The following is a 25,060-nucleotide window of genomic DNA, read 5'->3' on the forward strand; positions in this document are numbered from 1 at the left end:
TCACTCCAAAATAGGTAAAGTTTTATCTTTAAATTTTAATACTTTTTTATCTTCTGAATCAAAAATTTCACCATATTCGAATTCAATCTTTTCACTTAATAATGCCATTTTTTTACTTATTACAATCCATTTTGGATTATCAGATGTTTTCTTTACATTATAAATTTTATTTTTATATTCAACAAATCCATCATATTCATCTGATTTAAACGGACAAAATCCACTAGTATCAATAATACTTATAATATCATTTTTTAATATTGATATCTTGTTATCAATTACATATGCATTAGGTTTAATAACATGTTCTTTTTCCTCTTTCTTTTTACTTGGAGTTTTAACAACAATATTCTCAGGAATTTCATCATAAACTTTATCAATATTAAAAATAAAAATCTCCTCATTATTATATTCAAAATATCCTGAGAATATTTTTAAATGAGGAAATAATTCTAATGTTTCCTTATTAAATTTTTCAATTTTATCTATTTTTTCATTCTTTATTATATTAGTAACTCCAAACGCAAAAGATTTATATATTAAAAATATTTTTAATATAAATTCTTTTTTTTCAGGCAAAGTGAGAGCTGGATATAAATGATCTTTAAATTTAACATATCCCAAAAAATTTCCTTCTATATTCTTTTTTATAAACTCTGAAGATACTCCTATTATTTCATCTTCCAAAGCTATTTTTATAGATTCATTATTATTATTATCGACAATTTCACAAATATAGTATTTCATCCTCTCATCTCCCATAATTTTTCATATTCCATAGTTCTTCATCATCTGGATTTAGAAAAATTGCTTTATTCAGCGAATCTTTATAATCTAAATTTAATTGAATTTCTAAAAAAGCTTTATATTTCCATATTAGATAATTTAAAGATTTATCGGCTATTTTTTTGATTAAATTATATGCAAATATATAGTTTTTTTCTGATATTAGGTTCTCTATTATCTCTAAATATTCTTCTTCGGAAATATTAGCCATCGATTCTATTAATTTTTTCTTTTTATTAGATTCTATAGGCTTCTTTAAATTAGTATTCTCTTTTAATACACTTTTTCTAAATGTTTTAAAATTTTGCAGTTTATGACTAATATTTTTATTTATACTACTTGTTTTTTTCCATAATACAACATTATTTATTGTCTCAAATTCAAACAATTCTGTAATGTAAGGATAAAATTCTCCATGTCCTAAAATCAATAAACCTTCATTATTAAGTATATTTTTTATATTTTTTAAAATAGAATTTATCTGTATTTCTGTAAAATATATTAAAACTCTCCTTAAAAATATTATATCATATTTAATATCTCTTTTTATGTATTTTCCAATATCACTTACTTCAAAATTAATATTCTTTTTATATTTTTCTTTAACAAAATAATAATCATCCTTTTTTTCAAAATATTTATTAATTTCTATTTGAGATAATTTTCTAATACTCCAATACTTATATTTACCCTCTTTAGCCTGTTTAATTCTTTCAAAAGAAGCATCTACACCTGTAATTTTATATTCAATATTTTTAATGTCGTTAAGAACAAAAGATAGAGTGTATACTTCTTCACCTCTGGAACATCCTAAACTTAATATGTTATATTTATCCTTTTTATTTAAAGACAAATATTTTTTTAAACTATCCCATAATTCTTTATCTCTAAAAAAATATGATTCACCTATTGTATAATTTTCCAGGATTATATTTTCTAATTCGTCATATGACATATTTTTAAAATAACCAATTATATTTTCGATATTTTTAATTCTTTTTTTATCATATTTAAGACTATATTTATCTAAAATTTCTTTAATCTTTTTTTTAAGCATAAAATCCCCCTTTAAATTTGTTATAATTATTATATCAAATAATTAAGGTTTTTTGACAAAAACATCGAAAAATATAATGAGAGTGAATATTAATTATCTTAAAAATATTTAAACATAAAATTGAGTTTTAAGGGGAAAAATTTCTTGAGAAATAAAATTAATTGTGATATAATCTTTCGGGAAAGTTGAAATTAATTAATCAACTGATATATTAATTTTAAGTTAATAAATAAAATTTTATATTGAGAGGTCATAAAATGAGATATGGCGAGTTGATAAAAAAACATATAAAAAATTCCACAATACAAAATATGATTTTTATTTTAATTATATTAGTATTGTGGTCTTTAACTTTCTTAAATATTAACTCTACATTAAAATCTGTTTCTAAAATTAATTTAAATAATTTTAATGATATTATGAATCACTATTACTATCATTTAAAATATATTAGTATTATAAATGATGAAAAATTATTGGAGGATATTGACATATCAAAATTTTTTGTAATAAATAAAAATGGAAATATAAGAAAAACATTGCCATCTAATTTTAGTATAAATTCAGATATTTCAAATACAGTTTTTTATAATCAATTATTGAAAAATCATACAGGTATTTTTATTTTTAAAAGTAAATTTCCAGACAATATTTCTCATTTGTATATAGGTGGTAAATTTAATGAAAGTTATTTGGTTGGGCAGTTAAAAAAACCAGAATTTGAGACAGATTCCAATTATTTTTTAACCATAGAGGATGAAAAAGGAAATGTTATTTACTCAAGATATAAATTAAATCAAATAAACAAAATAATATTATTTAAAAATAGAATTTATATAAATACATCCTCAAAATGGAATAATTTAATATTAACGACTTTTTTAGATATAACAAATCAGCTATTGTATAATTTTATTATTTCTATGTTTATGTTTTTAATAATAATATGGAATTTTATTTCAAGAAAAAATAGTTTGAAATTTATGAATAGGTTTGATATCGAGTTTTCTGAAATAATAAAGAGCATGGAAAATTTTTTGAAAGAATTAAGAATATTAGACAGACAAAGTTTTTTAAATGTATCAGAAAATGATTTTCAGGAAGTTTTAAATCCTATAAAAAATGAAAATTTTTATTTTGAAGAGTTAAAAGAATTAAAGGAAGTGGAGTTTCTTTCAATAAAAGAGATGTTAGAGCTGTTTGATGAAATTAGTGCTTCTACAGAAGAGTTGGAAGCAACAAATAAGGAGCTTGAAGATTTATATTTACAGGTTGAAAAAGCATATAATGATTTGGAAGATTCGTATAGGAAATTTTCAGCGCATTTATCAGCTATTGCTGAAAAATATGATGAGATAACTGGTAATCATATTGAAAGGGTAGCAAAATATTCCAGATTAATAGCGGAGAAAATGGGATATGACTCTAAATTTGTTAATGATATAGAAGCATATGCCCCTTTGCATGATATAGGAAAATTGATGATTAAGCATGAAATTTTAAATAAACCTGGTGGTTTAACCAGGGATGAATATGAAGAAATGAAAAAGCATACAATATATGCAGACAAAATATTTGGAAATGATGAGCGCTTTATAATGGCTAAAAATATTGCTATGTATCATCATGAAAATTATGATGGAAGTGGATATCCGTTTGGATTATCTGGTGAAGAAATTCCTATTGAAGCCAGAATAGTAGCTCTTGCGGATATTTATGATGCTCTGAGAAGTGAAAGGCCATATAAAGATGAATATGATCATAAGGAAGCATATAATATCATAGTATATGGAGATTTTAAAACAAAACCGTCAATTTTTGATCCTGAAGTATTAGAAATATTTAAAAAGTATCATATTGAATTTGATAAAATATATACTGAATATAAAAAAATGGAGATTAAAAATAGAAATATTGAAAGCAAAAAAATAAAAGAATTAAAAAAAGTGAATTAACATTATTTTTTCAATTACTTAATTCTGTTTTATTAATTATTTAGTATTTTAGATTTGAAAAGTAAATAAGTGAACTCTTCCTATATAATCCTGGGAATATGGCTCGGGAGTTTCTACCAAACAGCCGTAAACTGTTTGACTATAGGAAGAGAGTTGTGGATTTTAACAATAATCGCACCTCTCTTCCTGAGAGGTTTTTTTATTTTATATGTAATATGAATATACGATTAAAGTTTACTTTATTTTAAAACTATAGAAAAAATTTAGCAAACAAATAACTATACAATATTGTTAAGGTTTTTTTATAATTATATAACTCAGGAGGTGTTAAGGGGTGGAAAAGTTTTTCAAGTTAAAGGAGAATGGAACAACAGTAACCACTGAGATTTTAGCTGGGTTAACTATTTTTTTGAGTATGGCATATATATTATTTGTTAACCCAAGCATTTTGGTAACGGCGATGGCACCTGGTGCAGGCCCAGAAACATCAGTGTATGCACAATATTTTGGTGCTTTGATGGTGGCAACTATTTTTGGTGCTGCAACAGCTACTTTAGTAATGGGGCTTTATGCTAATTATCCATTTGCATTAGCACCAGGTATGGGTTTGAATGCATATTTCACATACACAGTAGTCCTTAAAATGGGTATTCCATGGCAGATAGCTTTAGGAGCAATTTTTGTTGAAGGTATTATTTTTATTATATTAACCGCATCTGGAGCAAGAACATTTGTGGTAAGAGTAATACCTCAAAACATAAAATTTGCAACAAGTGCTGGTATTGGTTTGTTTATTGCATTTATTGGCTTAAAGAGTGCTAACATTATAGTATCTAATCCCGCAACATTTGTTGGATTAGGCGATTTAACAAAGCCGGATTCTCTATTAGCAATTATAGGATTAATTTTAACAGCTGTATTATTTGCTTTAAGAGTTCCTGGGTCAATTTTGTTAGGTATTATTTTAACAACAATTATAGGGGCCTTTCCGGTATTTGGGGTTACTCATTATCAGGGTATTATAGGTAAGATACCAAGTATTGCTCCTACTTTTCTTAAAATGCAACTTACCTGGGGAGATTTAATAACCGGATCATTCTGGGTTGTAGTTTTAACATTTTTCTTTGTTGACTTCTTTGATACATTAGGAACATTAACAGGTTTGGCTCAAAGTGCTGGTTTTATTAAAAAAGGGGAAAGTGATTTTCCAAGATCAAACAGAGCATATATGGCAGATGCTATTGGAACTACTGTTGGTGCTTTATTTGGAACATCTACAGTTACTACATACATTGAAAGTGAAACTGGTATTGCCCAGGGTGGAAGAACTGGTTTGACTTCTGTAACAGTAGCTGTTTTAATGTTGTTAATGCTTTTCTTCTCACCATTAGGGTTGACGATTCCTGCAGCAGCAACGGCTCCGGCATTGATTTTTGTTGGGTCTTTAATGCTTAAAAATTTAGTTAATATAAAGTGGGAAGATACAACAGAAGCAGTTCCAGCATTTATTACAATTATAATGATGCCTCTTACATATTCTATTGCTAATGGTATTGCTCTTGGTTTGGTAGTATATCCATTAGTTAAGGTTTTTTCTGGAAAAGGAAAGGAAATACATTGGTTCAACTGGTTCCTTGCTTTAGCCTTTGTATATTATTTGGTTTTCTTACAACATTAAAAAATTATCCCCTCGGTTAATGAGGGGGTAATTTTTTATCTTGTTTTTTAATTTTTGAGTATTTCTAAAAAAATATAAAAAATCCTTTCTTCGCCTTCTTCATGGATTAAGTGACTATGAGTTAATGTAAATAGCAAAGTTTCAATGTTTGAAATCTTTCCATTAAAGACTTTTTCTGAGAAATTTTTTAATAAATAACGTAATTCTTTTCTTGCTGTGTTTAAATTTAATTTGATTGAGTTTTTTTCAAATGGTTTAATAATTTTTTCTGAAAATACTATATATAAATCATAATTATTGTAATTTTTGAAAATATAAAGTCTTCCAATTTTTTCGTTTTTCAAAGTCGATAATTCATTTATATCGAAATTTTCTATATAATTTAAATTTATTCCGTTTTCAGTTAGTTTTATACCCACAGAAAACAATGATTTAAGTTCATCAATATCAAAAACTTTTTTTAATAGTCGTTTTAAAATCAAATTTTTAATTTTTAAAACTGTATTATATGAAACTTCCAAATCTTCAGAAATTCTTTTTATTAACCTTCCTTTTGAAAGTTCGTGAATTATTTTTAAGAATTTTAAAGGTTTTATTCTTATATCCTTAAAAATTGTACCATTATATTTAGACCATTCTCTTCTGCAACTCTTGCACTTAAAATGATTTCTTCTAATTGAATAAACTTCTGTACTACCGCAATACGGACAAACTTTATTTATTTTTAATACACCAATATCAATTAAAAAATTCTCTGCTTCTATATCATTTTTCAATTCTTCGATATTCATAAACTCACCCCTTCATTTTATATTTTACCACATTAATCAAGACTTAATTATTTGCCACCAAAATTTTCTTTATTTTTAAACAATAATGAAACAATCGAGGAGTAAAGTATATGTCGAAATAAGTATTTAACATTTGCCACCAAAGGAGGGAGAGTATGAAAATAAACAAGAAGAGTTCGATATTTATCGTTATATTAATATCGCTACTTACAGTATTTTTTGGCTTCTATGCAGCAAAAGTTAGTGTTAAAGATAATATAGCAAGTTATGTTCCCAAGAATGATCCAGACAAAAAGATATATGATGAAGTTGCAGATGAATTCGGATTAAACGGAATTATACTTACAGGTGTAAAGTTTGATAATGCATATAAACATTTTGGTGAAATAAATGCATTGACAGAAAAATTAAAAAAATTAAATGTAGTGGATAATGTTATTTCACCAGTCAATGCCCCAAGAATTAGCGTTACAGAAGACGGAGATATATCTGTTGGAAATTTGAAATCCAGTTATGATTTTTCAACAGATGATTCATATGACTTTGAGAAATTGAAAAATGAGTTATTAAATGATGATATGATAAAAGGTAAATTTATTTCAGAAGATGGAAAAAGTGTATTGTTTGCCATAGGATTAAAGAAAGATGTAGAAGAAAAATCCGCTGGATTAATGGTTAAAAATGTATTTAAAGACGCAAATGTTGATTATTACATTTTCGGGACAGCGATCGCAAATAGAGAAATTGAAGAAATAGTAAAAGATAATTTATTAAAATTAATTCCTATTGTATTGATTCTTGTTATGCTTGTTCTTTACTTTAGTTATAAAAATATAGCCGGAGTAATTTTACCTATTATCTCTGTGTTAATAGCAGATATATGGACTGTTGGAATAATGTATCTTTTAGGTATTAATTTTAATATTACAACATCAGCAGTGCCAATAGCTGTAGTTGGTATAGGAACAGCATATTCCATTCATATTATTAGTAAATATTATGAAGAATTACATAGAGGGATCTCTGCAGCAGATGCAGTTAATGAAACATTAAAACATGTTGGTACAGCGGTAGTATTAAGCGCTTTAACTACTATAGCTGGATTTTTATCATTATTAACAGCTGATTTGACTCCTGTATGGCAGTTAGGTATTTTTACATCATTAGGAATAGCTTTAGCTTTATTAATGGCTACAGTTTTTGTACCTGCTATGTTAATGATTTTTCAACCTAAATCAAATGCTAATCTTTCAGAAGAAGGTGAAAGTCATTTATTAAAAACTTTTACAAGTAAAATAATTCATCATAGAGCAATTACGTTATCAATTATTTTAGTTTTAATATTATCAACAACTTTCTTTATACCAAAAATTAAATCTGATATGCAAATTGAAAACTTTATGAGCGAAAAAACTCATATGGTTCAAGGTTCTAAATTTTTGAGAAAGAATTTTGGTGGAAATGATTATATTTTTATAGATTTTCTCGCAAAAAAAGATAATACATTTAGAGATTTTTACTTTAATAGAACAATAAGAGATATTTCGTTGTTTGCAAAAAAATATTCTGTAGTATCTCAGATTACTAATATAGGTGATGTTGTAGCGAATTTAACAGAAGGATTTACAGGTCATGAATATGTTCCCGGTTCTAATTATGCAATGGAACAAAACTATATGTTAATTGAAGGTAGTGAAGGAATAGATAAAATATTATCACCAGAAAAAAATGAAGCAATTTCTCAGATTATGGTAAATACAAAAAGTTTTAGCGATGTAAAGGTTTTAGAAAAAGCATTGAAGGAATATATTGACAAGAATATTATAAAAGAATACAAAGTAGAAGATTTTGATATAGAAAATCCAGAGCATATAAAAGTGTATGGTAAAGAAATAAAACAATTTGTTATTTCGAGAAATGGTCATTACAATGAAGATATTTTAAATACAATGATAGAAGCTAAATCAAAAGATATTGAAGAACTTGTATCAAATTTAGATAAAAAATCTTTATTTAACATGTTCAATGATTATCTTAAATACAATGATGAAGATAACATTGATTATGAAACATTTTTAAACTTAGTTAATGGTGGAAAAGTTGAAGATTATATTTCTGAATATTATGAGTATTTTTTATACGATTACGAACCAAATATAAGAGCTGATTATGCAAAAAACAAATTGTCTTCTTTAAATATAAATTTATCAGAAAAAGCATTAGATGAATTAGCTCAATATGTGAATGATGAACAGGTTCCTGTGGAAGGTGGGAATAATGTTCTTGAAGTTAGAGTAACTGGAATTCCTGTTTTAACAAATAAGGTTAACGATATGGTTTTTGATAATCAAAAAGAAAGTATGTTGTTAGCTTATGCGATGGTATTCATATTGTTTGCAATTCAAATGCATTCAATAATTTTAGGATTATTAGCATTAATTCCAATAACATTAACAATTATTGTAAACTTTGGAATAATGGGATTAACAGGTATTTCATTAAATGCAGCAACTGTTACTATAGCATCCATCACTATAGGTACTGGTATTGATTATACAATTCATTATTTATCAAGATTTAAAAAGGAATATAGAGAAAATAAAGACAAATTTAAGGCAGCTATAAGAACTTCTGCCACATCAGGAAGAGCAATATTAATCAATTCATTGGCAGTTATCTTAGGTTTCGCAACATTTATCTTTTCTGAAATAGGAATGCTTAAGCAATTTGGTATTTTAACAGCAACAGCAATGATTGTAGCGCCATTTTTAACTTTAACTATATTCCCTGTTTTAATGACTATGTTAACTGACAAATTATTAACTAAATTTTCCAAAGAATCAGTTATAAAAAGAAAATTAAAAAGTAGGAGGGTGAAAGCATGAAAAGAAAGGCAGTATTAATGACAGTTGTATTGATTTTAACTTCTTTTGTATTTGCTATTACAGGTCAGGAAGTACTTGATAATGTAAAGGATGCACATGATAACTTTAAAACAGAAAAATCTTTGATAATAATGAAATTAAAAGATTCAAATGGAGATATAAGGGAAAGAGAATTTGATATGTATTTAATGCATTCAGGTGATGATTCATTGGCTTTAGTAAGATTCAACAAACCATCAGAAGTTAAAAAAATTACATTATTGACTTTATCTGATGATGAAATATATTTATATATGCCAGCATATAGAAAGACAAAGAGGATTTCTGGTGGAGCAAAGAACGGAAAATTTGTGGGATCAGATTTTAAATATAACGATATCTCTTTATTGTATAACGAACAAACTGATGATTATGATGCTAATTTAATAAAAGAAACAGATAAAGAATATGTTGTTGAAGTTATTCCACATGAAAAAGACAATGATTATGGAAGAATAGTTATGACAATAAAAAAGGATCATATGTTATTTGAAAAAATTGAATTTTATAATCATGAAAATAAGTTAATTAAGATAATGAATTTTAAAGATGAAAAAGATTTTGATGGTCATATTTTAGCAACAACTATTGAATTAAACAATTTAGAAGAAAACCATTCAACAATTCTGGAAATAAAGGAAGTAGAATTTGATATTCCAATTACAAAGAAATTCTTTGATAGAAGAAATATATCAAAACCAGTATTGAAATATAAATGATGGGGGTGTAAAAGATGAAAGAAAGACTATTATTAATCTTAATGATATTATCGACACTTGTAATTTTCGGTTTTAACGGTGATTTGCAATATTTTTATGGATATAATTTTTCTGAAGATGCATCAACTACAATAAGTGGTTTAAAAACAAATATAACTTTTGAAAATTCTTTAGATACATTGTATTATAAATTATCTCTTGATTTATTTAAATTAAAAAATGGAAAAACAAATTTTGATTTTGATAGTAGTAATTATTCAATATTTTTACCTTCAAAAATGTATTTAATAAAACCTAATGTGCCATGGATGTTATATGTTTTAAATGAAGCATATGCTGATATATATTTTGATGAAGCAACTGTAAGATTTGGAAGATTTATTTTAAATAATGGTAGTTCTACATTATACAGCCCTTCAGTTTTGTTAAGTGCACATGATGGATTAAATCCATTTGAAAATTATAAAACATTGCCAGTAGAAGGAATTAATATAAATGGTTATTTGGGTGATTATGTATATGATTTAACAGTAATTCCAGAAACATATGATAATATACCTGATTTTGTATTATATCCAAAAACTATAAATGAAAATATCATTTTGGAAAATGCAGCAACACTGACTTATCAATTTACTGAAAGCAAAAAAGAAGTTGAAAAAGCAACTGAAGATCTTATAGCTCAATTAACAAACGCTGGATTAGATCAAAATACAATAACTGCGATGTTAGCAGATCCGGAATCATTAAAAAACGCTGGTTTGACAGAAGAACAAATTTATCAAGTATATGCCGGTCAAACATTAATGACATTACCTTCAACTTATGAAGTAAATATAATAACTGCTGAAGCAACAGATATAGATGAATTAAATGTAAAAAATATGAATTATGCAGCAAAAGTGTCTTTCAATGTTTTAGGATACGATTTAAAAATGGGATTTGTACATGATCATTATCATTTCATGGTTCCAGAAGAAATAAATATAAATTATTCTGATGACGGAACAGGCATTTCAAATACAGTAATGTATAGACCAGCAAGAAATTCTGTTACTTTAGATGTTCAAGGCATTTCAAATTTCTTTGATTCAATTAGTTATCATGGTGAAGCAGCATTTATTATGCCAGAGAAAAATTATGTAACAGTAAATACCAATTATTATGTTCCAAATACTTCAAAACCAACAGAAACAATTTTAACAAAAGATTCAACTGAAGTAGAAATATTTGATAAATATTATGTAAAAGTAATTGGAGGTATAGAATATACAAAAGGTGAAGACTTTACTTTAGGAATAGAAGGATTTAATGGATTACCAACTGAAGAATTAAAAGATCATATTTCATTTGGCGGAGATGTATATATTAAAGCTAAATATTCAAATATCTCAATAGAAGGTTTAGGATTAGCAGCTTTTTCAAAAATTAATGGTGAATACAAACCAGGATATATGACAAATTTAAAAATTACTTATTCTGGAATAGACAATTTTGAACCATCAATGCAATTAAAATATGCTTATGCTGAAGGTGATGATCATTCTTTAAAATCAATGGAAGAATTAAACTCAATCTCCTTAAATATTAAAATATACTTTTAAAAACACCTGCGCTCAAGCGCAGGTGTTTTAGTTTGCAAACAAACTCAAAATTAAATACAAAGTATTTTCAAAATTGGAATCAAAATAAAACTCATTCAAACGCTTGATTGCTAATCTGAAAAAATTAATCATTCTCGGTTTCCGTTCAGACTCGCATCCATGCTCGGCTTCACTCAAAATCACGTCCATGTGATTTTGGAAACCTCCATTCATAATTTTTTCAGGCAATCTTCGAGTTTTCATTCGTTTTATTTTTGAATTCCAATATATTCAATTCTATTCATGTTTTTTTCGGGAATTTTCAAGGATTTTTTCATATTATTTTTTTCATATTTTATTTTGTCGACAGTCTGAACTCGTTTTTCGACACAAGTGTTTTTTATTATTATGATATAATAAATAAAACAAGGAATTGAAGGAGGATTAATATGAGAATAGCAATCACAGGCGTTACAGGCTCAATTGGTACTCAAACTTTAGAAGTTTTGGAATTTTTAAAAACAAAAAATTTCGATTTTAAATTAGTAGGTATAAGTGCTGGAAGCAACGTTAAAAAAATGATTGAAATAATAAAAAAGTGGAAGCCAGAATACGCCGCTCTTGAAAATGCTGAACTTGAAGAATTTAATGAAACAAAGGTATTAACTGGAAAAGATTCAACAATAGAAATGTTAGAAAAATCCAAGCCAGACTTTGTTTTAGTAGCTACAGGTGGAGCAATTGGTATTAAACATACATTAAAAGCTATTGAAGTATCAAAAAGAATTGGATTAGCCAATAAAGAGTCAATAGTTTGTGGTGGAAAAATGTTGCTTGAATATGCTAAGAAAAACAATACGGAAATCATTCCTGTTGATAGTGAACATAGTGCTTTATTTCAATTAAAATTAGGTGATGAAAAGCCTTCTAAAATAATTATAACAGCTTCTGGTGGTGCTTTAAGAGATTGGCCTCTTGATAAGCTCAACGAAGTATCTGTTAAAGATGTATTGAATCATCCTGTGTGGTCAATGGGGAAAAGAATTACAGTAGATTCAGCTACTATGGTAAATAAAGGATTAGAAGTAATTGAAGCTTATCATTTATTTGATTTGAAAAAGGAAAATATAGATGTTTTAATTAATAGAAATAGTCATATACATGCTATAGTAGGTTATCCAGATGGTGTTATGAAATTCCATTATGGTATTCCAAATATGACAATACCAATTGCATATTCCATAACTTATCCTAAAAGAATATATGAATATCATTATCCGGATTTAACATTAGAGTCAATAAAATTTGAAAAGGTTGATTATAATAGATATCCTGCTTTAAAATTAGCTTTTGATATTTTAGGAGATCAAAAACTTCAAATTGTTTATAATGCAGCTGATGAAGTTGCTGTTCAATTATTTTTAGAAGGGAAAATCAAATATACAGAAATTTATAAATTAATATATCAAGCGATTAATAAATTTATAAATAAAAATATAAAAATTAATAATTTTAGTGATATAATATTAGTAGATAACAATACAAAAAATTTTGTGAAAGGAATGGTATTATGAAAAAAATTAAATTTCATCAAACTATGGGGTTCAAAACCATATTCATGGTATCTTTAGTAGTCGCATTAGCGTTTTTGATGAATGGATTTATTTCATATTATAATATGAAAAAATTAACGGATGATTTTGTTAAAGAAGGCCTAATGAAACAAAGTGTAGAAAATATTTCTGCTACCATTGAAACATTTAATGAGGGATTAAAAACATTAGAAAATACCTTGAGAAACGATGAAATAAATAGAATGAAAACGATAAATGATGCAACAAAAAGCTTGGTAAATGATATACTTGAAGATATGAAAAGTGGAAAAATTAATGAAGAAGAAGCAAAAAATAAAATAAAAGAAGAATTAAGAAAGATAAGATTTGACAATGGTCAGGGTTATTATTTTATATATGATGAAAATGGTGTAAATGTTATGCATGCGGTTAAACCATCGTTAGAAGGGAAAAATTTATATAATTTACAGGACAAAACAGGAATTTATTTAATTCAAGAGTTGATAAATGAGGCTAAAAAAGCTTATGAGAATAATGACAGTGGAGTAGTTGTATATTATTGGCCCAAACCAGGAGAACCTGAAGATAAATTGTTTCCAAAATTAGGAGTATCGTTTTGGATTCCAGAATTTAAATGGATGGTCGGAACAGGAGTATATATTGATGAAATCGATAAAAAGATTCAAGCAAAAAAAGAGGAATTTTTAAATAAATTATATAATGAATTATATTCAAGATCATATGTTGGAAGTAATACATACCCAATTGTTTATAATAAAGATGGATCATTCTTTATGTATAAAGATAAATCAAAAATAGGGACAAAATCTTCGGCAAAAGATCCAAAATCAGGAAAAATTATATCTCAATTAGCAATGGAAACGAAGAATGGATTTTACGAATATATGTATCCAAAAGTCAAAGGTTCAGATAAGTTATATAAAAAACTTGCTTATGTGAAAAATGTGGGTGATTTATATGTTGTTTTAGCAGTTTATGAAGACGAAATTTATCAACCATTAACGAAGTCAAATATGATAAATATAATAGTTTTACTTGCAACCATTATTATAATTATAATAGTTATATCTATTTCTATAAAAATATTGATTTCAAAACCTATTCATAAATTAATAGAAAATATTGGTAAGATTGAAAAAGGTATATTAAATGAAAAAGTTGAAGTTACATCTAAAACAGAAATAGGATTATTAGAACATTCTTTTGAAAATATGAGAAAATCATTAAAAGAATTAATTTCTTCTTTAATAAACGGAAATGAGATGATAGATAAAGGAAAAAATAAGGTTTTAGAAAGCGCAGATGAATTAAAAGAAATAGTAGAAAATGTTGAAAAATCACTTGAAGTAGCTTCTGAAGAGTCTGATAATGCAGCATCTTCTATAGAAGAAACAACATCTGGTATTGAAGAAGTAGCATCAGCAGCACAAATGGTAAGTTCTGCAGCACAGGATTTAAGTCAAAAAAGTAATGAGGTCGAAAACTCTATTAAGATTGGTGAAAATAGCATTGAAGAGATTCATAATATAGCAAATGAAGCAAAAATTGCTGCAGGGGATAATGCAGAAAAAGTAAAAGAATTACAGGAAAAATCCGCTAATATTGGTGAAATAGTGGATACTATAGTAAGTATAGCAGAGCAAACTAATTTATTAGCTTTGAATGCAGCAATAGAAGCAGCAAGAGCAGGCGAGGCTGGAAAAGGATTTGCTGTTGTAGCAGATGAAATTAGAAAATTAGCTGAGGAAACAAGAAAGGCAACAGAAAATATTTCAGAATTATTAAAAGGAATAAAAGATGAAGCGGATGCAGTAGGTGAAAAATCCACATCATTATCAAAAATAATTGAAAAAGTTTCTATTAAAAGCGAAGAAGTATCTGAAGAATTTAGAAATATTAAAGACGCAATTGAAAATATAGTATCCATGGTTGATGGGTTGGCATCAAGTTCTGAAGAACAAAGTGCATCTACTGAAGAAATGGCGGCAGCAATGGATCAAGCTTCTAAAAATGTAATTAATGTAAATGAGTATATTAGAAGTTCAAAAGATAATTTTGCAAATATTGAAAATAGAAGTAAAGAATTACAGAATGTTTCTAAAGAATTGGAAGATGCAGTTCAAAATATGAAAATCTTAATTGAAAAGTTTAGAATATAAAGGACTGGCGCAAGCCAGTTCTTTTTTATTATAATCAAATTTCTTAAGAATTATGTTCAATCTAAAAGTATATTTAACAAATTATTAAAATAATGTCTTGAAAAGTCCATATGAGGGTGTTAAAATAAATTGAAACTTATTAAAGTAGGAGGATTTATATATGAAAGAAAAACATTGTTCATTTTGCGGAAGACCAGCAAGTAAAGTAGAAACTTTAATAGCTGGACCAGGTGTGTATATTTGTAATGAATGTATAGAATTATTTTCTGATTTAATAGAAGAGGAATATGCTAAAGAAGAACCAAAAAACGCTAAATTAAATGAAAATAAAAAGTTACCAACTCCAGCTGAAATTAAAGCAGAATTAGATAAATATGTTATAGGTCAAGAACATGCTAAAAAAACTATTTCAGTAGCAGTATATAATCATTATAAAAGAGTATTTTATGGAAACACTCATGATGATGTTGAAATAGAGAAATCAAATGTGTTATTAATTGGTCCAACTGGAACAGGTAAAACATTAATGGCACGAGTTTTAGCAAAAATTTTAGGAGTGCCTTTTGCTATTGCTGATGCTACACCTTTAACGGAAGCGGGATACGTTGGCGAAGATGTGGAAAACATTATTTTAAGATTATTACAATCCGCCAATTTTGATCCTAAAAAAGCACAAATGGGTATTATATATATAGACGAAATTGATAAGATTACAAGAAAATCTCCAAATCCATCTATAACAAGAGATGTTTCTGGTGAAGGTGTTCAACAAGCATTATTGAAAATTGTTGAGGGAACAATTGCTAATGTGCCACCTCAAGGTGGAAGAAAACACCCTTATCAAGAATTTATAAAAGTTGATACTTCTAACATATTGTTTATTGCAGGTGGAGCGTTTGATGGTTTAGATGAAATAATTAAACAAAGAATTTTAACAACAACCATGGGTTTTGGTTCTGAAGTGAAAAGTAAAAATGATATGAAATTAGGAGAACTTTTAAAACATGTAACACAAGATGATTTAGTACATTATGGTTTAATTCCGGAATTTGTTGGAAGATTCCCTGTTGTAACAACATTAAATGATTTAAGTGCAGAAGATTTAGTAAAAATTATAAAAGAACCTAAGAATGCAATTTTAAAACAATATCAAAAAATGTTGGAATTAGATGGAATTGAATTAGAATTTACAGATGAAGCATTATTAGAATTAGCTAAAGAAGCATTAGAAAGAGGAACAGGTGCAAGAGCATTAAAGAGTGTGTTTGAAGATGTTATGTTAGATATAATGTTTGAAGCCCCAAGTAAAAAAGGTATAGTTGAAAAAGTAATAATAGATGAAGATGTTGTGAAAGGGGAAAAAGAACCAATTATGATTGAGCGGGAGAGTGCATAATGGAACCTATAATATTTTCAATTGAAACTTCCTGTGATGAAACAGCAGTTGCAATATTGAGGGGGAAAAATGAGGTTCTTTCTCATTTAGTAGTTTCTCAAATTGACATTCATAAGGTTTTTGGCGGAGTTGTGCCAGAAATTGCAGCAAGAAAACATCTTAATTACTTAAATAATTTGACAGAAAAAGCTTTTGAAGAAGCGGAAATAGAACCAGAAGAAATTTCTGCTATTGCAGTTACATATGGCCCCGGATTAGTCGGGGCTTTGCTTATTGGATTAAACTTTGCAAAAGGATTAGCTCTGAATTTAAATAAACCTTTAATAGGAGTTAATCATTTATATGGTCATATTTATGCGAATTTTTTAGCTTTTCCAGAATTAAAACCGCCATTTTTAGTATTATTAGTATCTGGTGGTCATACAATGATTTTACATGCAAAAGATTATTTGCATTTTGAAATAATTGGTCAAACTATGGATGATGCTGCAGGGGAAGCTTTTGACAAAGTAGCCAGAATGCTTAATCTTGGATATCCTGGAGGACCTAAGATTGATGAATTGTCTCAAAAAGGAGAACCAATATATGAGTTTCCTAAGCCGTTATATCATAAAGGATATGATTTTAGTTTTAGTGGATTAAAAACAGCGTTATTATATTTCACAAAAGAAAATGAGAATTATAAAATTGAAGATGTTGCAGCTTCATTTCAAAAAGCATTAATAGATACGTTAATACATAAAACAATAAAAGCTTCAAAAGATTTAAAAATCAATGATATTATTATAGCGGGTGGTGTTGCTGCAAATTCATATTTAAGAGAGAAAATTAATGAAGAAAAATCAAGAAATAAGAAATTAAATATATATTTCCCACCATTGAATTTATGTACAGATAATGCTTTAATGATTGCAAGAGCTGGATATGAAAAATATATAAGAAATCAGTTTGCTGATTTAAATTTAGATGCAGTTCCAAACTTGGGGTTGAAAGATATATGTTAAAAGGTAAGATAGGTTTAGCACCTATGGCTGATTATACAGATTATGCTTATAGAGAGTTATGTAGAGAATATGGTGCAGAATTTACATTTACAGAGATGATTAGTGTGGAAGCTTTGATAAGAGATAAAAAAGAGAGTTTTCAGATGCTTCCTAAAGAAAATGAAAAGAATATAGGAATACAATTATTTGGAGCGAATATTGAAAGTTTCGTAAAAGCAGGTTTAATGGTTCAAAATTATGGTGATTGGATAGATATTAATGCAGGTTGTCCTGTTAAAAAAGTAGTGAAAAAAGGTGCAGGTTCAGCTCTTTTAAAAGATTTAAATAAACTTGGAGAAATAATAAAAGCATTAAAAAATACAGTTGATATTCCTGTTGGAGTCAAAGTGAGATTGGGATTTGATGAGGATATAGGAGAAAAAATTATAAATACTGTTCAGGAAAATAATGCTGATTATGTAATTGTTCATGCAAGAACTCAAAAGCAATTATATTCAGGTCAATCTAATTGGGAAAGGTTTAAAGATTTAAGCGAAATATGTAATATACCGCTTGGTGCAAGTGGCGATATATACTCTTATAATGATGCTAAAGTATTAATTGAGGAATATGGTGTGGATTTTGTAGTAGTTGCAAGGGGAAGTATTGGAAATCCCTGGATTTTTTCTAATAGAAAACCAGACATTGAAGAATTAAAAGAGACTATGATAAAACATGCTAAAATGATGATAGATGATTATGGTGAAGAAAAAGCAATACGAAGATTTAAGAAAATTTTTATTGGTTATACAAAAGGATTAAAAAATGCTCGAGAATTAAGAAAAAAAGTGGCATATATAAACTCATATGGTGATTTATTAAATGTAGTAAGTGAACTAAAATAATATGTAAAGGTGTGATGAATATACTACGATTTGGAATAGTGCAGTATCCGAAAAAATTAAGCATGTCAGAGAAAGTGTTTAACAAATATTTTCAAGAAATAAATATTGATGCTGTTTATGAAGGGATTAATATAAATCCAAGTGATTTTGATTTTAAAATAAAAGATGTTTTGAATAATTATTATGGTTTGAATATAACCGTTCCTTATAAAGAGAGAATTTTCAAATATCTGAATGCAGCTACTGATAGTGCTATTTTTTTATCCGCAATAAATACAATACATAAAGGTATTGGTTATAATACTGATTGGATAGGTTTTTATAATTCTATAATAAATGAAGACTTAAACGGAGATATATTGGTATTGGGTGCAGGTGGAGCAGCAAAGGCTATATTATATGGATTGTATAAAATAGGAATAGATAGAGTAAAACTTATAAATAGAACATATGAAAGAGCAATTGAATTAAAAAAATTGTTTAATAAAAAAATTAAAATTGAGATTGAAAAATATGAAAAAATAAACACAATAATTAATGATGTGGATATATTTATAAATACAACTTCGTTAGGAATGTTCAATGAAAGATTACCAGTTAAACTAAATGAAAAATTAAGTTTAGTATATGATGTGGTTTATTTTCATACACCATTGCAGAAAAAAGCAGAAAGTCTTGGAATAAAGACAATTAATGGAAAAATGATGTGGTATTATCAAGCAGTTGAGAATTTAAAAATTTGGAATTTATTTAATGAAGAAAAATTTTTGAAAATTAAATTATAAGATAAAAATGAGGCGAAAGCCTCATTTTATTTTTATATGGTATAATTGAATTGGAGGTGGAAACGATGAAAAAATTACCAATAGGAATACAGGATTATAAAAAAATAATAGAAGGAAATTATATATATGTAGATAAAACAAAATATATATATGACTTAATAAGTTCAGAAGTACCAATATTTCTATCTCGTCCAAGAAGATTTGGAAAGAGCTTAACGATATCGACATTATATTACATATTCAAAGGTGAAAAAGAATTATTTAAAGATACATATCTATATAACAAATGGGAATTCAAAGAATATCCAATAATAAGGATAAGCTTATTAGATACAGCAAGTAACACAGAAGAAGAATTAAAAGAAGGATTATTGAAGATAATAAAAAAAGAAGCAATGAAAAATGAAATAGAAATAGAGAGTAATCATTATAAATATGCATTTGATGAATTAATATATAAATTATCCAAAAAAGGTAAAGTAGTAATATTAGTAGATGAATATGAAAAACCGATATTAGATAATATAAATAACAAAGAAAAAGCAGAAAAATATAGAGAAATACTAAGAGATTTTTATGTAACTGTAAAATCTAATGATGAATATTTAAAGTTTATATTCATAACAGGAATAACAGAATACACACTAAAAAGTGTGTATTCGGGTTTAAATAATTTAATGAAGATTTCTTTTGATAAAAATTATTCAAATTTTTTGGGTTTTACCCAAAAAGAATTAGAATATTATTTCAATGACCATATAGAAGAAACAGCAAAAGAAATGGGGATAAGTAAAGAAGAATTATTAAAAGAAATAAAAACATATTATAATGGATTCTCATTTGATGGAGAACATTTTGTATATAATCCATTTTCAGTATTAAGATTCTTTGATGAAAGGAAATTTCAAAATTATTGGTTTGAAAGTGGATCACCATCATTCATATACGAATACGTAAAAGGAAGAAAAATAGAATACGAAGATTTAGTAAAATACACAGTAGATTCATTAGACTTTACAACAAGAGAAATAGAAGAAGCAAATGCAAATATATTCTTTGCACAAGCAGGATACTTAACCTTTAAAGGAATAAAAAAATATGGAATAACAGAAAAGTATATCTTAGACTATCCAAATCTTGAAGTAAAAAATAGTTTTTCAAAACTAATATTAGAAGCAAATTATAGCCTAAACGAAGAATCATATGAAAAAATATATGAAATATATGAATTAGTAGAAGAAAATAAGATAGAGGAATTAATAGAAGAAATAAAAAGGATAATAAGTGCAATACCGTATAACTTACATCAAAAAAGAGAAAGTTATTATCACTCATTAATATATACAATATTAGCCTCAGCAGGATTAAACGTAACAGCAGAAGAATTAACAAATCTTGGAAGAATAGATTTATTATTAGAGCATAATGACAAAATATACTTATTTGAAATAAAACTAGATAAAAGCGCTAAAGAAGCAATAAATCAAATAAAAGAAAAGAAATATCATGAAAAATACAAAATTAAAAATAATGAAATATACATAATAGCGGCTTGCCCCCTGGATATTGGAGAATAAATAAGGAAAACTCATTTTTTCACACAAACAATAAAATCATTAAATTTAATAGATTTAATTTCGTCTAAGTTAGAATCAATATCTTGATTAGAAAAAAGATTAAAAACAAAATCAGGAGTAAAATAATTTAAAGAACCGTGAGGCCTTAAATTATTGTAAAAATAAATGTATGAAATATAGTAATTATAAACATCATCAATATGTTCAAATTCAATAGATTCAACAAATTCACGTTGAACACTAGAATGAAAAGATTCAATATAAGCTTGAGAATTAGGATTATTTTTGTAACCAAATTCATGAATAATATTTAATTCATCCATAAAAGCAGCAGTAATTTTAGCTTTAAATTGTGGTCCATTATCTGTCCTAATAATGAGATTATCAGGAGTAGCACCTCTAAAATTAATAGCTTTTCTTAAAGTTGAAATAAAATCTTTAGCTTTAATAGAATTACCAATATAAACACCAACAACAGCCCTATCAAAACTATCGATTATAGTAAGTATTGCGATATAACCATCATATTTAGTGGGGATAAATTTAATATCTGATTCCCAGTATTGATTAGGTCTGGTAATATCGTGATTTTTAGGTCTTCTTTTAGGATGTTTTGGATGATGACGATAATTTCTAATAAGATTTAATTCTTTTCTTAATCTATGAATCTTTTTGTGATTAATAATAATATTATACTTGTGTCTAAAAATAGCAGCTAACTTCTTAGAACCAAGAGTTTTGTAAAAGAACTCAGGATTCAAAGGGTCATCAATAGATAACAAATCAACAAGCAATTGTTTAATATAATCATCAGAAACTTTTTTACCGTCAGCAGTATAGGAATGACCTTTAAAATAAGACTTTCTGGTTCTTTTAACAACAAAAAACAACCTGGTATTATAATAAAAAGAACTGGAACTAATGTTATAACGATTGAGTAAAAAAGAAGTAGAAACACCAAAATCTCTATATTTAAAAACAATCAAAAGATTACCAATAAAAGTCACTTTTTCCAGTTGTGTTTTTTTTTCAAAAAGTTAATCTCATCTTCTTGCATTTTAATAAGCAACTCTTTTTCAATAAGAAGACGTTCATAATATTCAATTTTTTTCTTTAAAGAATTAGTATCATTGGAATTATTATCAGGTTTAACAATACCAGCAGACTCATAAATAAAAGGAGGAACCTTAGAAATATCAGAAATAATGGACTTAGGCCTTCCTTTCTTAGAATTGAAGATATTGTCATCATAACCAGAATCTTCATATTTTTTAACCCATTTATGTAAAGTATGAGGGGAAGGAATACCATTCTTACTAGCAATATCGGATAAAGACTTATCAGAATTAAGATATTCTTTAACAACTTGAAGTTTGAAATCAGGAGAATACTTATTTCTATTTTTCATACCAAACACCCCTTTCATTCCTTTAGTTTAATGATATCATTTTCTTATTTTTTCTCCAAATATTCCATGGGGTGATTACGAATAGGAATAAATATAAATTCAGAAAAGAGAAATATTGAAGATTATATTATAGAAAAAATATAATAATTAATATAGGCTATAAATAAAGCAATTATTTTAGTTTATAATATATAAAATTTCGCGAAGCGAAAGTTTAGGAGTGGTTTTATGAACTTTATTATATCAGGAGATTCTCATGGACCTATGATGATAGGTACAATAACTAATATTCCAGCAGGGCTAAAAATAGATATTGATAGTATTAATGAAGATTTAAAGAGGCGTCAGAAAGGTTATGGGCGTGGTAAAAGAATGAAAATAGAAAATGATAAAGTTGAAATCGTTTCAGGTATCTGGAAAGGTTATACAACTGGAGCACCGTTAACTTTGATCATTCAAAATAAAGGAAGTAATACAGAAAAAGAAGTTAGAAGTGTTCCAAGACCAGGACATGGTGATTACAATGCATATATGAAGTACAAAATTCCAGATTTGAACATCTATACTGAGAGAAATAGTGCAAGATGGACTGCGGTATTAACGGCATTGGGGTCTATAGGAAAGCAATTTTTAAAAGAATTTAATATTGAAATAAATGGATACGTTAAAAATATAGGAAAAATGAATATTAAGGATGGAGAAATAACCGAAGAAGTAAAAAAATATATTGATGAGATGAAAAATAGAGGCGATACATTAGGTGGTACAGTAAAAGTAGTTGCAAAAAACGCAAAAGCTGGTATAGGTGGATATTCAACTGTTTTTGAAAGATTGGATTCAAAAATAGGAAAAGTATTTATGTCAATACCATCTGTAAAGGGTATTATTATAGGTAATGAAGATTTTTCTTTAACTGGTAGTGAATACCATGATGAATTTTATATAGAGGAAAATAAAATTAAAAGAAAAACCAACAATGCTGGCGGAATAGAAGCAGGATTTACAAATGGTGAAAACATAGAAATAACCGTATTTTTAAAACCAATTCCAACATTGGGAAATCCCCTTAATTCTGTGGATTTAAAAGAAAAAAAGGAAGTGAAATCCCCATATATAAGATCTGATGTCACTGTAATTCCATCAAGTATAATAATTTTTGAAAATGCTTTAGCTTTAATTTTAATGGGGAGTATAATAGAAAGATTTGGAAATGATAATATAGATGAATTAGTAAGGAGGTACAATAGTGCCAATTTATTTGATTGGAATGATGGGTTCTGGAAAGACAACAATAGGTAAAATTTTAAGTGATATTTTAAATAAAAAATATATTGATATCGATGAAAAGATAGAAAAAAATGAAAATATGAAAATAAAAGAAATATTTTCCCAAAAAGGGGAAGAATATTTTAGAGAAATGGAGAGTAGAATACTTGAAAAAACAGAGAATGAAGATGCGATTATTTCAACAGGTGGAGGAATAATATTAAAAGAGAAAAATAGAAAAATTTTAAAGAAGCATAAAACGTTATTCTTATATGTTCCAATGGAGGAATTAATAAAAAGAGTAGAGGTAAAGAATAGACCGCTATTGAAAGAGGGAAAAGAAAAATTATATGAAATATGGGATAAAAGAAAAGAATTATATGAGGAATTTGAAAAGATAAACTTATCAAATTTAAATCCATATGAATCTGCAGCGAAATTATTATATTCTATATTAGAATCCGCTCAAGAAAAAATAGATAATGACTTTCAAAATGTAGTTTTAAAGATTAAGGGATTAAATGATTTAAAAGACAAAAATAATGTATTTGTTAATAAAGATGTATATAGGATATATAATGATAAATTCAATAATGTATATATTTTAGAAAATGGTGAAAAAATAAAAAAGATAGATAATGTAAAAAAAATATATAAATATTTAATAAAAAACAATGTAGGTAGAAATGATACAATTTATGCAGTTGGTGGAGGTACAGTAACAGATTTAATTGGATATATTGGAGCTACGTTTAAAAGAGGAATTAAATTTCAATTTTATCCTACCACATTATTATCTCAAGTTGATGCTTCAATAGGTGGGAAAAATGCAATAAATTTTGAAGGAATAAAAAATGTTATAGGAACATTTAAAGTTCCGAATAATGTAATTATAGACCCTTTAACAGTGATTTCGCAAAAAGAAGAAAATTATTTAGAAGGTATAATCGAAGCTTTTAAAATTGCAATTATCAATGGGAATGTTTCGTTATTTTTGAACAACATAGAAAAAATAAAAAAAAGAAATTTAAATTTAATTACAGATATTATAAAATATGCTGTAAAAGTAAAACTCGATATTGTTACCAAAGATCCTTTTGATAACGATATAAGGAAATTGTTGAATTTGGGACACACATTAGGGCATGCTTTTGAAAGCTATACAGGTATTTCACATGGTCTTTCTGTAGGTTGGGGGATAAAGAAAGAAATAGAATTTTTTAGTAAAGAGATTAAGTTAAAGGATAAAAATATTATTTTCGAATTTTTAGAACAAATTATGCCAGATGATGTTTTAAACAAAAAAATCAATATAAATAATTTATTAGAATATATTTTTCAAGATAAAAAAATAATCAATAAAAATAAAATTGATATTCCAATAATTAAAAACATAGGAAATGTTGAATTAAAAAGTATAGGTCTATTTTTGCAGTAACAATATTGGAAAGGTTGAGTTAAGAATAAAAATAATAAAAAAATTTATGGAGGAA

Annotated in this window: 19 protein-coding genes and 1 riboswitch; of the genes, 14 read left to right on the forward strand and 5 right to left on the reverse strand. The window is 26.6% G+C overall.

Features of this window, described 5'->3' with window-relative positions; genetic code table 11:
* Window positions 1-747: a hypothetical protein gene (locus JRV97_RS08490; protein WP_280998030.1), complete on the reverse strand. Its 747-nt coding sequence runs from the start codon at window positions 745-747 to the stop codon at window positions 1-3.
* Between the two features lie 4 nt (window positions 748-751).
* Window positions 752-1,843, reverse strand: coding sequence for a CheR family methyltransferase (locus JRV97_RS08495; RefSeq protein WP_280998032.1), 1,092 nt, complete (start codon window positions 1,841-1,843; stop codon window positions 752-754).
* Between the two features lie 257 nt (window positions 1,844-2,100).
* Between JRV97_RS08495 and JRV97_RS08500 the strand changes: the two genes are divergently transcribed.
* Together JRV97_RS08500 and JRV97_RS08505 are read left to right on the forward strand one after the other, a co-directional pair.
* Window positions 2,101-3,798: an HD-GYP domain-containing protein gene (locus JRV97_RS08500; protein ID WP_280998034.1), complete on the forward strand. Its 1,698-nt coding sequence runs from the start codon at window positions 2,101-2,103 to the stop codon at window positions 3,796-3,798.
* A 60-nt stretch (window positions 3,799-3,858) separates the two neighbouring features.
* A riboswitch (purine riboswitch) is annotated at window positions 3,859-3,960 on the forward strand.
* A 172-nt stretch (window positions 3,961-4,132) separates the two neighbouring features.
* Window positions 4,133-5,476 (forward strand): NCS2 family permease, encoded by a 1,344-nt coding sequence (locus tag JRV97_RS08505; RefSeq protein WP_280998036.1) that lies wholly within the window; start codon window positions 4,133-4,135, stop codon window positions 5,474-5,476.
* A gap of 47 nt (window positions 5,477-5,523) precedes the next feature.
* On the opposite strand, the gene JRV97_RS08510 is transcribed toward JRV97_RS08505, so the two are convergent.
* Window positions 5,524-6,267 carry a transposase gene (locus tag JRV97_RS08510; protein WP_280998038.1) on the reverse strand — a complete coding sequence of 248 codons (744 nt, stop codon included), beginning with the start codon at window positions 6,265-6,267 and terminating at the stop codon, window positions 5,524-5,526.
* Window positions 6,268-6,422: 155 nt separating this feature from the next.
* Between JRV97_RS08510 and JRV97_RS08515 the strand changes: the two genes are divergently transcribed.
* The 10 genes from JRV97_RS08515 to JRV97_RS08560 all read left to right on the forward strand — a co-directional run bounded on the left by JRV97_RS08515 (window position 6,423) and on the right by JRV97_RS08560 (window position 20,893).
* Window positions 6,423-9,152, forward strand: coding sequence for an efflux RND transporter permease subunit (locus tag JRV97_RS08515; protein WP_280998040.1), 2,730 nt, complete (start codon window positions 6,423-6,425; stop codon window positions 9,150-9,152).
* Entirely contained in the window at window positions 9,149-9,910 is a 762-nt protein-coding gene (locus JRV97_RS08520; RefSeq protein WP_280998042.1) for an outer membrane lipoprotein-sorting protein, read from the forward strand. Before JRV97_RS08515 ends, JRV97_RS08520 begins: the two co-directional genes overlap by 4 nt.
* A 14-nt stretch (window positions 9,911-9,924) precedes the next feature.
* Window positions 9,925-11,514, forward strand: coding sequence for a hypothetical protein (locus JRV97_RS08525; RefSeq protein WP_280998044.1), 1,590 nt, complete (start codon window positions 9,925-9,927; stop codon window positions 11,512-11,514).
* 428 nt (window positions 11,515-11,942) lie between these two features.
* Entirely contained in the window at window positions 11,943-13,067 is a 1,125-nt protein-coding gene (gene dxr / locus JRV97_RS08530) for a 1-deoxy-D-xylulose-5-phosphate reductoisomerase (RefSeq protein ID WP_280998046.1), read from the forward strand.
* Window positions 13,064-15,247 (forward strand): methyl-accepting chemotaxis protein, encoded by a 2,184-nt coding sequence (locus JRV97_RS08535; RefSeq protein ID WP_280998048.1) that lies wholly within the window; start codon window positions 13,064-13,066, stop codon window positions 15,245-15,247. The genes dxr and JRV97_RS08535 overlap by 4 nt, the downstream gene beginning before the upstream one ends.
* 160 nt (window positions 15,248-15,407) lie before the next feature.
* Entirely contained in the window at window positions 15,408-16,643 is a 1,236-nt protein-coding gene (gene clpX / locus JRV97_RS08540) for an ATP-dependent Clp protease ATP-binding subunit ClpX (RefSeq protein WP_280998050.1), read from the forward strand.
* The gene (tsaD, locus tag JRV97_RS08545) at window positions 16,643-17,647 is read left to right on the forward strand and encodes a tRNA (adenosine(37)-N6)-threonylcarbamoyltransferase complex transferase subunit TsaD (RefSeq protein WP_280998052.1); all 1,005 of its coding nucleotides are present in this window, start codon (window positions 16,643-16,645) and stop codon (window positions 17,645-17,647) included. The genes clpX and tsaD overlap by 1 nt, the downstream gene beginning before the upstream one ends.
* Complete coding sequence (locus tag JRV97_RS08550) at window positions 17,641-18,531, forward strand: tRNA dihydrouridine synthase (protein ID WP_280998054.1); 891 nt, start codon at window positions 17,641-17,643, stop codon at window positions 18,529-18,531. The genes tsaD and JRV97_RS08550 overlap by 7 nt, the downstream gene beginning before the upstream one ends.
* 14 nt (window positions 18,532-18,545) lie before the next feature.
* Window positions 18,546-19,316, forward strand: coding sequence for a shikimate dehydrogenase family protein (locus JRV97_RS08555; RefSeq protein WP_280998056.1), 771 nt, complete (start codon window positions 18,546-18,548; stop codon window positions 19,314-19,316).
* 65 nt (window positions 19,317-19,381) lie between these two features.
* Window positions 19,382-20,893: an AAA family ATPase gene (locus tag JRV97_RS08560; RefSeq protein WP_280998058.1), complete on the forward strand. Its 1,512-nt coding sequence runs from the start codon at window positions 19,382-19,384 to the stop codon at window positions 20,891-20,893.
* Between the two features lie 11 nt (window positions 20,894-20,904).
* On the opposite strand, the gene JRV97_RS08565 is transcribed toward JRV97_RS08560, so the two are convergent.
* Window positions 20,905-21,879, reverse strand: a complete 975-nt coding sequence (locus JRV97_RS08565; RefSeq protein ID WP_280997953.1) for an IS3 family transposase — start codon at window positions 21,877-21,879, stop codon at window positions 20,905-20,907.
* A 17-nt stretch (window positions 21,880-21,896) separates the two neighbouring features.
* Entirely contained in the window at window positions 21,897-22,301 is a 405-nt protein-coding gene (locus tag JRV97_RS08570; RefSeq protein ID WP_280997950.1) for a transposase, read from the reverse strand.
* 228 nt (window positions 22,302-22,529) lie between these two features.
* Here JRV97_RS08570 and aroC point away from each other — a divergent pair, with 228 nt between their 5' ends.
* A complete protein-coding gene (gene aroC, locus JRV97_RS08575) occupies window positions 22,530-23,600 on the forward strand; it encodes a chorismate synthase (protein WP_280998060.1) in 1,071 nt (356 codons plus the stop codon).
* Entirely contained in the window at window positions 23,548-25,005 is a 1,458-nt protein-coding gene (locus JRV97_RS08580; RefSeq protein ID WP_280998062.1) for a shikimate kinase, read from the forward strand. Before aroC ends, JRV97_RS08580 begins: the two co-directional genes overlap by 53 nt.
* The last annotated feature ends 55 nt before the right edge of the window (window positions 25,006-25,060 follow it).

The sequence above is a fragment of the Marinitoga aeolica genome, from assembly GCF_029910535.1.
Lineage (GTDB): Bacteria > Thermotogota > Thermotogae > Petrotogales > Petrotogaceae > Marinitoga > Marinitoga aeolica.